Annotated in this window: 9 protein-coding genes; 5 read left to right on the top strand and 4 right to left on the bottom strand. The window is 64.0% G+C overall.

Going from position 1 to position 12498, the window contains the following annotated elements:
• Nucleotides 1-47: 47 nt before the first annotated feature.
• Nucleotides 48-2837, top strand: a complete 2790-nt coding sequence (locus tag BM190_RS01695; RefSeq protein WP_018319530.1) for a [protein-PII] uridylyltransferase — start codon at nucleotides 48-50, stop codon at nucleotides 2835-2837.
• Nucleotides 2838-2983: 146 nt separating this feature from the next.
• Here BM190_RS01695 and BM190_RS01690 read toward each other — a convergent pair whose 3' ends face one another.
• Nucleotides 2984-3514 (bottom strand): methylated-DNA--[protein]-cysteine S-methyltransferase, encoded by a 531-nt coding sequence (locus tag BM190_RS01690; protein WP_092251938.1) that lies wholly within the window; start codon nucleotides 3512-3514, stop codon nucleotides 2984-2986.
• A 39-nt stretch (nucleotides 3515-3553) separates the two neighbouring features.
• Here BM190_RS01690 and BM190_RS01685 point away from each other — a divergent pair, with 39 nt between their 5' ends.
• The 3 genes from BM190_RS01685 (at nucleotide 3554) to BM190_RS01675 (ending at nucleotide 6778) form a co-directional block, all read left to right on the top strand.
• Nucleotides 3554-3967: a DUF1304 domain-containing protein gene (locus BM190_RS01685; protein WP_018319526.1), complete on the top strand. Its 414-nt coding sequence runs from the start codon at nucleotides 3554-3556 to the stop codon at nucleotides 3965-3967.
• A gap of 155 nt (nucleotides 3968-4122) precedes the next feature.
• Entirely contained in the window at nucleotides 4123-5364 is a 1242-nt protein-coding gene (locus BM190_RS01680; RefSeq protein WP_038970676.1) for an ABC transporter substrate-binding protein, read from the top strand.
• A 187-nt stretch (nucleotides 5365-5551) separates the two neighbouring features.
• Entirely contained in the window at nucleotides 5552-6778 is a 1227-nt protein-coding gene (locus BM190_RS01675; protein ID WP_092251566.1) for an ABC transporter substrate-binding protein, read from the top strand.
• A gap of 135 nt (nucleotides 6779-6913) precedes the next feature.
• Here the strand turns inward: BM190_RS01675 and BM190_RS01670 are convergent, their stop codons facing one another.
• Nucleotides 6914-7339, bottom strand: a complete 426-nt coding sequence (locus tag BM190_RS01670; RefSeq protein WP_092251565.1) for a DUF1330 domain-containing protein — start codon at nucleotides 7337-7339, stop codon at nucleotides 6914-6916.
• Between the two features lie 167 nt (nucleotides 7340-7506).
• On the opposite strand from BM190_RS01670, the gene BM190_RS01665 reads away from it, so the two are divergent.
• A complete protein-coding gene (locus tag BM190_RS01665; RefSeq protein WP_092251564.1) occupies nucleotides 7507-9720 on the top strand; it encodes a transglycosylase domain-containing protein in 2214 nt (737 codons plus the stop codon).
• A gap of 352 nt (nucleotides 9721-10072) precedes the next feature.
• Here the strand turns inward: BM190_RS01665 and BM190_RS01660 are convergent, their stop codons facing one another.
• Both BM190_RS01660 and BM190_RS01655 read right to left on the bottom strand, forming a co-directional pair.
• The gene (locus tag BM190_RS01660) at nucleotides 10073-10912 is read right to left on the bottom strand and encodes a M48 family metallopeptidase (protein WP_092251563.1); all 840 of its coding nucleotides are present in this window, start codon (nucleotides 10910-10912) and stop codon (nucleotides 10073-10075) included.
• Nucleotides 10913-11130: 218 nt separating this feature from the next.
• Nucleotides 11131-12459, bottom strand: a complete 1329-nt coding sequence (locus BM190_RS01655; RefSeq protein WP_092251562.1) for a polyhydroxyalkanoate depolymerase — start codon at nucleotides 12457-12459, stop codon at nucleotides 11131-11133.
• Nucleotides 12460-12498: the final 39 nt, after the last annotated feature.

Here is a 12498-nt window from a genome sequence, read left to right as displayed (position 1 = left end):
GAGAATGGCGGGTGACAGCGCCTGTCACCTCTTATATCCGGTGGGACATGGACAGCGTCGCGACTGAGCACAAGGCCGAGGTGGATGATCGTTTCGACACTGCGCGGATCACCGCCGCGGTCGATGCGCTTGCCGAAAAGCACCAGGGACGCGAGGACGCGTTCCGCACGGCCATGGCGCAATTGCTCAAGGCCGAGCTGATCGCGGCACGCGCCGCGGCACAGGAAATCCTTCTGAAGGACCGCCACGGCCGTCGCTGCGCCGAGCGGCTCTGTCATGTGCAGGACGAGATCATCCGCATCCTGTATTCGGCGGCGACCCGCCATCTCTATCGCTCGCCGATCCCGAGTGGCGCGGAGCGCATGGCGGTGGTCGCGACCGGCGGCTACGGCCGCGGCCTGATGGCGCCCGAATCCGACATCGACCTGTTGTTCATCCTGCCCTACAAGCAGACCGCCTGGGGCGAGCAGGTCGCCGAAGCTATCCTCTATTGCCTCTGGGACATGGGGCTGAAGGTCGGCCACGCCACGCGATCAGTGGACGAGTCGATCCGGCAGGCGCGCGGCGACATGACCATCCGCACCGCGATCCTGGAGACGCGCTTCCTCACCGGCGACAAGCCGCTCTATGAGGAGCTGGTCGCGCGCTTCGACAAGGAGGTCGTGCAGGGCACCGCATCGGAATTCGTCACAGCCAAGCTCGCCGAGCGCGAAGAGCGGCACCGCCGCGGCGGCCAGTCGCGCTATCTGGTCGAGCCCAACGTCAAGGACGGCAAGGGCGCCTTGCGCGACCTGCACACGCTGTTCTGGATCGCCAAATACGTCTACCGCGTCCGCGACACCGGCGAGCTGGTCGAGCGCGGCGTGTTCGATGCGCAGGAATACCGCAGCTTCCGCCGCTGCGCCGATTTCCTCTGGTCGGTGCGCTGCAATCTGCATTTCTACTCCGGCCGCGCCGAAGAGCGTCTCTCCTTCGACCTCCAGCGCGAGATCGCTGTGCGGCTCGGCTACACCTCGCATCCCGGCATGCAGGACGTCGAGCGCTTCATGAAGCACTACTTCCTGGTCGCCAAGGAAGTCGGCAACCTCACCGCCATCCTCTGCGCCAAGCTCGAGGACCAGCAGGCCAAGCCCGCGCCGGTCCTGAGCCGGATGATGGCGCGGCTGCGGCCGACCGCGGCGAAGCGGCGCGTCCCCGACAGCGACGACTTCATCGTCGACAACAACCGCATCAATGTCGCCGCGCCCGACGTGTTCAAGCACGACCCGGTCAATCTGATCCGGATCTTCCGCCTCGCGCAGAAGAACAACCTCGCCTTCCATCCGGATGCGATGCGCGACGTGACGCGGTCGCTCGGCCTGATCAACGCGCAGATGCGCGAGAATCCCGAGGCCAACCGGCTGTTCATGGAGATCCTGACCTCCGACAACGCCGAGATCGTGCTGCGGCGGATGAACGAGACCGGCGTGCTCGGCCAATTCATCCGTGCCTTCGGCAAGATCGTCTCGATGATGCAGTTCAACATGTATCATCACTACACCGTCGACGAGCACCTGATCCGCTGCATCGGCTTCCTCCAGGACATCGAGCGCGGCGGCATCGAGGAATTCGCTTTGGCCAGCGACCTGATGCGCAAGTCCCGGCCCGAGCACCGGTCGGTGATCTACATCGCAACCCTGCTGCACGACGTCGCCAAGGGCCGGCCGGAGGACCACTCGATCGCCGGCGCCAAGGTGGCGCGGCGGCTGTGCCCGCGGCTTGGGTTCAGCCCGGCCGACACCGAGCTCATCGCCTGGCTGATCGAGGAGCATCTGACGATGTCCACGGTCGCGCAGTCGCGCGACCTCTCGGATCGCAAGACCATCGAGAATTTCGCCGCCGTGGTGCAGTCGGTCGAGCAGATGAAGTTGCTGACGATCCTGACCACCGCCGACATCCGTGGCGTCGGTCCCGGGGTGTGGAACGGCTGGAAGGCGCAGCTCTTGCGCTCGCTGTACTACGAGACCGAACCGGTGCTGACCGGCGGCTTCTCGGAGGTCGACCGCGGCAAGCGCCTCACCGCCGCCTACGCTGAATTCCGAAATGCCTTCGCCGAATGGCCGGCGGAGGAGCTCGATGCCTATATCGGCCGGCACTATCCGGCCTACTGGCTCAAGGTCGAGCTGCCGCGAAAAATCCGCCACGCCCGCTTCGTCCGCTCCAGCGAACAGGCCGGCCACAAGCTCGCGATCAATGTCGGCTTCGACGAGGTGCGCGGCGTCACCGAGCTGACGATCTTCGCGGCCGACCATCCCTGGCTGCTGTCGATCATCGCCGGCGCCTGCGCCTCGGCCGGCGCCAACATCGTCGACGCCCAGATCTACACCACGACCGACGGCCGCGCGCTCGACACCATCTCGATCTCGCGCGAATACGACCGCGACGAGGACGAGGGACGGCGCGCCACACGCATCGGCGAGATGATCGAGGACGTGCTGGAAGGCAAGCTGCGCCTGCCTGAAGTGGTGGCGCGGCGCACGGTGCGCAGCAAGGCACGGCCCTTCGTGATCGAGCCTGAGGTGACCATCAACAACCAATGGTCCGACCGCTACACCGTGATCGAGGTCTCCGGCCTCGACCGGCCCGGCCTGCTCTACGAGCTGACCACCGCGATCTCGAAGCTCAACCTCAACATCGCCTCCGCCCATGTCGCGACCTTCGGCGAGCGCGCCCGCGACGTGTTCTACGTCACCGACCTCCTGGGTGCGCAGATCAGCGCGCCGACCCGCCAGGCCGCGATCAAGAGCGCGCTGACCCATGTGATGGCCGGCGACAAGGCGGTCCAGCCGGCGGCGTGATATAGTCTGTCATTCCGGGGAGCGCGTAGTGCGAACCCGGAATCCATTCATCCGCGGAGTCGGTGGCAGGATGGATTCTCAGGTGCGCAATTGCGCACCATAGCTCGCCGCTTGCGCGGCGCCCCCGGAATGACGAGGAGAGAGACCTAAACCTGCACTCCCTCATGCCGCAGCAGCCAGCGCTTGCGCTCGAGCCCGCCGCCGTATTTCACCAGCGAACCGTCGGCGCCGATCAAGCGGTGGCAGGGCAGCACCACGCTGATCGGATTGGAGCCGTTGGCATGACCGACGGCACGAATGGCTTTTGGCACATCGATCTTTGCGGCCAGCGCGCTGTAGCTCATCGTGGTGCCGGCGGGGATGTGAGCCAGCGCGTTCCAGACCTTCTGCTGAAACGGCGTGCCGGCGATACGCCATGCGATGGCCGAGAGCTGACCGAGATCGCCTTCGAAGTAACCCGATAACGCCGTTCGCATGGATGCAGGCGCAGGCCGGTCGCTGAGATCGACCGCACCGTAGTGCAAGCGCAAGAGCTCGCGCATGCGATGCTCATAGTCTTCCCAGTCCAGTGCGCGTAGCGCACCCTCGGCATCGGTGACGAGCAGAGCAATCCCGATCGGCGTCGTCAGGCGATCGAGGCCGAAGCTTGCAGACGGTTTGGTTGATCGCCCGGGCATGGTGGCACCATAGCATCGAAACATGCCATCGCACTTGCCATGCCGGCCGTGCTATCGTCCACCCGAAAGCTGACGCTGGGGGAGCTCAACTTGATCCTGATCGCCAATATCCTGGTGGCGCTGGTCGCCGCGCTGCACGTCTTTTTCCTGATCCTGGAGATGTTCCTCTGGGACAAGCCGCAGGGCCTGAAGGTGTTTCGCAATACGCCGGAGAAGGCCGAGATCACGAAGGTGCTGGCCGCCAATCAGGGCCTCTATAACGGCTTCCTCGCCGCCGGCCTGATCTGGGGTCTGGTCCACGGCAACCCGGCCTTCGCATTCCAGATCAAGGCGTTCTTCCTGCTTTGCGTGATCGTGGCCGGCGCCTATGGCGCCGCGACCGTCAGCAGCCGCATCCTGATGGTGCAGGCGCTGCCGGCGGCGGTCGCGCTGGTCGCGTTGTTCCTGGCCTGAGACGCCTGCCCCCTCGGCCTGAGACGCTACGGCGCAGCGCCGCGATCCTTGCGCGGCGGCGAACCTTCCTCCACAATCTTCGGCAGCGATGGCGACCGTTGCAATCGACGGGAAAAGACCATCGGCCGAAAATTCCGTCAGGAGGAACAACCAACATGACCAATCGCAGAGCCTTCTTAGCTGCCACGACAGCGCTCGCCTTCGCGTTCTCCGCGAACCAAGCCTTCGTAAGCCAAGCCTTCGCCCAGAAGAAATACGACACCGGGGCGACCGACACCGAGATCAAGATCGGCCAGACCGTGCCGTTCTCCGGCGCCTACTCCGTCTACGCCAATATCGGCAAGACCCAGGCCGCCTACTTCAAGATGATCAACGATCAGGGCGGCATCAACGGCCGCAAGATCAATCTGATCCAGTATGATGACGCCTATTCGCCGCCGAAGACGGTAGAGCAGGTGCGCAAGCTCGTCGAGGGCGACGAGGTGCTGTTCACCTTCCAGCTGATCGGCACCGCGGCCAACGCCGCCGTGCAAAAATATCTCAACGGCAAGAAGGTGCCGCAGTTGCTGGCCTCGACCGGCGCGGCCCGCTTCAACGATCCGCAGAACTATCCCTGGACCATCGCCTACAATCCCAACTACGTGTCCGAGGGACGCATCTACGCCAAATACATTCTCAAGGAGCATCCGAACGCCAAGATCGGCGTGCTCTACCAGAACGACGACATGGGCCGCGACTATCTCGCGGGCCTCAAGAGCGGCCTCGGCGACAAGGCCGCAAGCATGATCGTCGGCGAGGTCTCCTACGAGGTCACCGACCCGACGGTCGATTCCCAGGTGGTCAAGCTGAAGTCGATGGGCGTCGACGTGTTCTTCGATGCCTCGACGCCGAAATTCGCGGCACAGGCGATCAAGAAGCTCGCCGACCTCGGCTGGACGCCGGTGCACATCCTCGACATCAATGCGAGCCCGATCTCGGCAACGCTGAAGCCGGCCGGCCTCGACATCTCCAAGGGCATCATCTCGACCCAATATGGCAAGGAGCCCAGCGATCCCCAGTGGAAGGACGATCCCGGCGTGAAGGCCTTCTTCGCTTTCATGGACAAGTATTTCCCGGAAGGCGACAAGCTCAACACCGTCAACACCTACGCCTATTCCGTGGCGGAGCTGCTGGTGCAGGTCCTGAAGCAATGCGGCGACGATCTGACCCGTGAGAACATCATGAAGCAGGTCGCCAACATCAAGGACTTCACGCCGAGCTTCGCGCTGCCCGGCATCAAGATCAATACCGGGCCGAACGACTTCCGCGTCAACAAGCAGATGCAGATGATGAAGTTCAACGGCGAACGCTGGGAGCTGTTCGGACCGATCATCGAGGACACGGGACCGTCGGGCTAGTCCCGATCTCGTAGGGCGGGTTGCGCCCAGCGGACTGCACTTCGCGCAGCCCGCAAGGCTAACCCACCCTACGAACGCCCACCTTGCGTCGCAACAATCGTTCCTCCACACTCGCCCTCAGCGATGGCATCGGATGCGCAAGCGCGCGCCGAGAGATCATCGGCAATAACAACTGAGGGAATTGCGAATGAGGAATGGAATGCTGCATCTGGCCGCGGCCACGGCGCTTGCTCTGGCGCTGTCAATTTCAGCGGCCAATGCCCAGAAGAAATATGATCCGGGCGCCAGCGACACCGAGATCAAGGTCGGACAGACTGTGCCGTTCTCGGGGCCGGCATCAGCCTATGCCACGATCGGCAAGACGCAGGCCGCCTATTTCAAGATGATCAACGACCAGGGCGGCGTCAACGGTCGCAAGATCAACCTGATCCAGTATGACGACGCCTATTCGCCGCCGAAGGCGGTGGAGCAGGTGCGCAAGCTCGTCGAGAGCGACGAGGTGCTGCTGACCTTCCAGATCGTCGGCACGCCGTCGAACGCAGCCGTGCAGAAATATCTCAACTCCAAGAAGGTGCCGCAGCTGTTCGCCGCCACCGGCGCCTCGAAGTTCACCGATCCCAAGAACTTCCCTTGGACCATGGGCTACAACCCGAACTATTTCGTCGAGGGCCGCATCTACGGCCAGTACGTCCTGAAGGAGCATCCGAACGCCAAGATCGGCGTGCTTTATCAGAACGACGATCTCGGCAAGGACTATCTGAACGGCATCAAGGCCGGCCTCGGCGACAAGGCTGGCAAGATGATCGTGACGGAAGCGTCCTACGAGGTCTCCGATCCGACCGTCGACTCGCAGATTCTCAAGATCAAGGATGCCGGCGCCGACCTGTTCTTCAGCGCGACCACGCCGAAGCAGGCCGCGCAGGCGATCAAGAAGATCGCGGAGATGGGCTGGCATCCGGTGCAGATCGTCGACATCAACGCCACTTCGGTCGGTGCGGTGATGAAGCCGGCGGGCCTGGAGGCATCCAAGGGCGTGATCAGCGTCAACTACGGCAAGGATCCGCTCGATCCGGCCTGGAAGGACGATGCCGGCATGAAGAAATATTTCGACTTCATGGCGAAGTACTATCCTGACGGCGACAAGGATTCGAGCTTCAACACCTATGGCTACGGCACCGCCCAGCTGCTGGTGCACGTGCTGAAGCAGTGCGGCGACAACCTGACGCGCGAGAATGTCATGAAGCAGGCCGCCTCGCTGAAGGACTTCATCGGCGACACCGCGCTGCCCGGCATCAAGGCCAACACCTCGGCGACCGACTACCGCGTCAACAAGCAGCTTCAGATGATGAAGTTCAACGGCGAGCGCTGGGAGCTGTTCGGCCCGATCCTGGAGGATGCGGGTCCGGCGGGTTAGCTTCGCACGCACTTCGTAGGGTGGGCAAAGGCGCGCAAGCGCCGTGCCCACCATCTCTCCACAATCGCGACGAAAGTCGTGGGCACGCCCCGGGATGCGCATTCGCGCACCCCGGGGCTTTACCCACCCTACGAGCTACTCCGGTATCTCTCCAAAATTCTTCCCGATCGGCAGCACGGCGTGCCGAATCAGCCGCGAGTCCTCCACTGCGGCCTGGCGATGCTTGACCGCCTCGCGGTAGACGGGATCGCGGATCATCTCGACGAAGGCTCCGACATCAGGATATTCGGCGATGAAGCAATGGTCCCAGCGCTCGTCCTGCGGGCCGATCAGCATCAGCTCGAATCTGCCCTGCCAGATGATGCGGCCGCCGAGGCGTTCGAACACCGGGCCGCTCTCGCGGCCATAGGCCGCGTAGGCTTCGGCGCCGCTTGCCTTGCGGCCATCCGGATAGGCCGCCTCCTTGCGCAGACGCACCAGGTTGAGCATGTGGATCGGCCCGGGACGGTCGTTCTCCCGGAATTGCGCGAAAATCTCCTTGGTCGGATCGATATGGCCCATGAGCACTCCCTCTTTTTGTGCCGCTGATCCTAGCTCCGGCGCCAAAACAGCGGAACTGCGGGGTGCGAATGCCTCACCTCCTAATCACGCGTTAACGCCGGGGTAACCGGGCCTTAAACAGCGACCGCTAGCGTGCGGCGGGGCGGGCTGACCGGGCGTTTTTGCGTATGGCGTGGGGAAAGAAAAAGGGTGGGCGGAAGGAGCCGCTGTTCGGCTTGCCCGCGGCGCTCGCCGATCTGCGCCTGACCCCTGCGGACCGCATTCCCGGCGGCGACGACAAGCCGAAGAAATCAACGAAATCATCCGCCAAGCGCAAAAACGAGGATTCCGGCGACGAGCCGCCGCGCGAACGGAAGGCGCCGGCCAGCCGCAGCGGTGCCAAGCGGCGCACCAAATCGCGCATCGGCGCCAGCATCGGCCGCCTGGTCTATTGGGGCGCGGTGCTCGGTCTGTGGGGCGCGATCGCCGTGATCGGCGTCGTCATCTATGTCGGCGCCCATCTGCCGCCGATCCAGTCGCTGGAGATCCCCAAGCGGCCGCCGACGATCCAGATCGTCGGCATCGACGGCAGCATGCTGGCGCAACGCGGCGAGATGGCCGGCGCCAATGTCTCGCTGAAGGACCTGCCGCCTTACCTGCCCAAGGCATTCATCGCCATCGAGGACCGCCGCTTCTATTCGCATTTCGGCATCGACCCGATCGGCATCCTGCGCGCCCTCGTCACCAACGTCATGCATCGCGGCGTCTCGCAAGGCGGCTCGACGCTGACGCAGCAGCTCGCCAAGAACCTGTTCCTGACCCAGGAGCGCACCATGCAGCGCAAGCTGCAGGAGGTGGAGCTCGCGATCTGGCTCGAACGCAAGCATTCCAAGAACGAGATCCTGGAGCTCTATCTCAACCGCGTCTATTTTGGCTCCGGCGCCTATGGCGTCGAAGCCGCCGCGCAGAAATATTTCGGCAAGTCGGCGAAGAACGTCACGGTTGCCGAGGCCGCGATGCTAGCCGGTCTTGTCAAATCGCCCTCGCGCCTCGCGCCGAACCGCAACCCCGAAGGCGCCGAAGCCCGCGCGCAAATCGTGCTCGCGGCGATGGCGGACGCGAAGTTCATCACCGATGCACAAGCGCAGGCCTCGATCGGCCATCCCTCCTACAATGTGAAACCGGTCGGCGCCGGGACGGTCAATTACGTCGCCGACTGGATCGGCGAGGTGCTGGACGATCTGGTCGGCCAGATCGACGAGAGCATCAAGGTCGAGACCACGATCGATCCGAAACTGCAGAGCGTGGCGGAAGCCGCCATCATCGACGAGCTCGCGGCCAAGAGCGTGAAGTTCAATGTCAGCCAGGGAGCGCTGGTGGCGATGACGCCGGATGGTGCGGTGCGCGCCATGGTGGGCGGGCGGAACTATTCCGAGAGCCAGTACAACCGCGCTGTGACGGCAAAGCGCCAGCCGGGCTCCTCGTTCAAGCCGTTCGTCTATCTGACCGCGCTCGAGCAGGGCCTGACGCCTGATACGATGCGCCAGGACGCGCCAATCGAGGTCAAGGGCTGGCGACCCGAGAACTACACTCATGAATATTTCGGCGCGGTGACGCTGACGCAGGCGCTGGCGATGTCGCTCAACACCGTCGCCATTCGCCTCGGCCTCGAGGTCGGACCGAAGAATGTGGTGCGCACCGCTCACCGGCTCGGCATCTCCTCCAAGCTCGAGCCCAACGCCTCGATCGCGCTCGGCACGTCGGAAGTCTCGGTGGTCGAGCTGGTCGGCGCCTATGCGCCTTTCGCCAATGGCGGTCTCGCGGTGACGCCGCACGTCGTCACGCGGATCAAGACGCTGGGCGGCAAGCTGCTCTACATGCGCCAGCCTGAGGAGCGCAATCAGGTCATCGACCCCCGCTATGTCGGCATGATGAACGCGATGATGCGCGAGACGCTGATATCAGGCACCGCCAAGAAGGCCGAGATCCCGGGCTGGCCCGCGGCCGGCAAGACCGGCACCAGCCAGGATTACCGCGACGCCTGGTTCATCGGCTACACCGCAAGCCTCGTCACCGGCGTCTGGCTCGGCAATGACGACAATTCGCCGACCAAGAAGGCGACCGGCGGCGGCCTGCCGGTGGAAGTCTGGTCGCGCTTCATGCGCACCGCGCACGAGGGTGTGCCGGTGGCGGCATTGCCGAGCACACAAGGTGGCTGGGGCCTGTCGAACCTCGCGCAGGCGGCTTCGCAGGTGTCGCCGCCGACAGTGGCAGCGCCCGGGCCGGCACCCGCAAGCAATGGCGGCTATCGCCCACCGCCGACGCGCGCCAATGCGCGGCCGGAGGCTGCGGCAGGGCTCGATGGCTGGCTGATGGACCGGCTGTTTGGCGGAAACCGTTAGGCGCGGCCTGAGGTCCGCGTGGCCTCAAGACAAAAACTGCGAAAACAACCCCATGCACAGTAGCCCGCGCTAACGATATCAACGGCTTGCGCGGGCCGCACAGACGCCTGAACTGCGCCTCGAGTCAGCTCCACCACTTCGACAAATCCTGCCAATCACGGCAGGATCAACCGAGGTGAGCTACTCCCCAAAAGCAAAAACACCAGCCGCTCCACTCTCCGCTGTCATTCCCCGCGAAAGCGGGGAATCCAGCACGCCGCGGCTTCTCGATTCAATCAGCGCCGTCTCGGCCTAATGGATCGCCCGGTCAAAGCCGGGCGATGACACCTTTCAAGACGTTTGCAGCGCGTCCCTAATCCTCGACCCCATACCGGTGCAGATCGTTGCCGTAGGTATCGAGCCACTTCTTGGCGCGCTCCATCGACGGGCAGACTTTTCCGCACACGCGCCAGAACCGCGCCGAGTGGTTCATCTCGACGAGATGAGCGACCTCGTGCGCGGCGAGGTAGTCGAGCACGAAGGGCGGCGCCAGGATCAGGCGCCAGGAGAACGACAGCGATCCGGCCGAGGTGCAGGAACCCCAGCGGCTGGACTGATCGCGGATCGAGAGGCGCTTGACCCTGACACCGAGCTCGGCGGCGTAAGCCTCCGCCGATCGCTGAAGGTCGCGGCGCGCCTCGCGCTTGAGGAAGTCACTGACGCGGCGATCGACATGCTCGAGCCCGCCGGCGACGCAGAGAATGCGCTCACCGCTGTCGCGCATCTCGGTCCACACGGTGCCGCGCGTGCCGGCGCGATGAACGATGCGATGCGGGGTGCCACGGAGCGGTATCACCGTGCCCGGCTGGAACGGCGCAGCCTTCGGCAAGCGACCGAGGCGCGCCGCGATCCACGCACCGTGGCGCTGCGCGAAGTCTTTCGCCTCGGCCAGCGTGCCGCGCGGCGGCATGGTGAGGATGGCTTCGCGATCGCTGGGGTGAATTCTCAGCGTGTAGCGGCGCGCACGGCGGTGCCGGCGCAATCGGATGGCAAAAAATTGCGATCCATGGGTGATCAGGACGGTCTTGGGTTCGTGGGGCCGCCGATAGAGGAGAGCGCGAGTGGCCATGTCTGTCAGTCCGGGGGGCAGGAGGGCGCCCGGATTCTGCCATAACCGCCGCCAGGGAAAGCACTCGGCGCAAAAACAAATCATTTGCCCAATATACAGCGGTCTGACGTCCGGGAGACCCTACAGACTGGGGTTGGAACCGGCTTTTTTCGCCCCCCGCTGGACGCATGCGGCACCCCCAAGGGGTGAGGGAAGACTCACTCCTATAAAGCTACCTAAATACCGCGAATCTGAAGAGAACCAGGCCCGGCCGGAGCCTCCGGCGGGGCCTGAATTTTCGACGGGAAAGCCGAAAACGAAGGTTATTCGGCCGCGAGAGCCTGCAATGAGCTCGGATTCGCAGCTGAGACCATGAAGTCATGGATCCGCGGAACGATTTCCGACTTGAAGCGCGAACCGTTGAACACGCCGTAATGTCCGACGCCCTTCTGGACGTAATGGACGCGGCGATGATCGGGGATCGAGCTGCACAATGTGTGCGTCGCTTCGGTCTGACCGAGACCCGAGATGTCGTCGTTCTCGCCTTCGACCGTCATCAACGCCACGCGCGTGACCTTGGAGGGGTCGACGCGTGTTCCGCGATGCGTCATCTCGCCCTTCGGCAGCGAATGTTTCACGAAAACGGTGTCGACCGTCTGCAGGTAATACTCGGCGGAGAGGTCCATCACCGCGAGATATTCGTCATAGAACTCGCGATGCTTGTCGACGAGGTCGCCGTCGCCCTTCACCAGATGGGCAAAGAGCTGCTTGTGGGCGTCCATGTGCCGGTCGAGATTCATGCTGATGAAGCCGTTGAGCTGCAGGAATCCCGGATAGACGTCGCGCATCATGCCGGGATGCGGGAACGGCACCTTGGTGATGACGTGGTTGCGGAACCAGTCGATACCGCGCTCCTGGGCGAGATTGTTCACCGACGTCGGATTGCGACGGGTGTCGATCGGGCCGCCCATCAGCGTCATCGAGGTCGGCACGAAGGGATCGCGCCGCGCTTCCATGATCGAAACGGCGGCGACCACCGGCACGGAGGGCTGGCACACCGCCATGACGTGGGTGTTGCCGCCGAGGACGTGCAGCATCTCGATGACGTAGTCGATGTAATCGTCGAGATCGAAGCGGCCATCGCTGAGCGGCACCATGCGGGCATCGGCCCAATCGGTAATGTAGACCTCATGTGCGGGCAGGAAGGCTTCGACCGTCCCGCGGAGCAGCGTCGCATAATGCCCGGACATCGGCGCCACGATCAGCACGCGCGGCTGCGGGCTGCGCAGGGGACGAGCGAACTTGCGATCGAAGTAGAGCAGCCGGCAGAACGGCTTTTCCCAGACCGAGCGGATCTCGACGGGGACGCGGATGCCATTGACCTCGGTGTCGTTGAGGCCCCATTCCGGCTTGCCGTAGCGGCGCGTGGTGCGCTCGAACAATTCGCAGGCCGCGGCAACCGACTTGCCGACCTCGGTGCGCGCCCAGGGGTTGAGAGGATTCTGAAACAGCAGCTTGGTCGCGTCAGTGACCGCACGTGCCGGATTGAGAGAGGCGTGCGCCATCTCGTACATCCAGTACATCGGCGTCGTCAGGACCGGACTGCCTTCTGCAGCCAGGGGCGGTGCGCCGCCGAACTCACCAATAGGCATCGCTATATCCCTCTTCGCATCGCAGCATACTGCCGAATG

This window comes from Bradyrhizobium sp. Rc3b, from assembly GCF_900114915.1.
In the GTDB taxonomy this organism is placed as follows: Bacteria; Pseudomonadota; Alphaproteobacteria; order Rhizobiales; family Xanthobacteraceae; genus Bradyrhizobium.
This window is presented reverse-complemented; position numbering and strand designations above follow the sequence as displayed.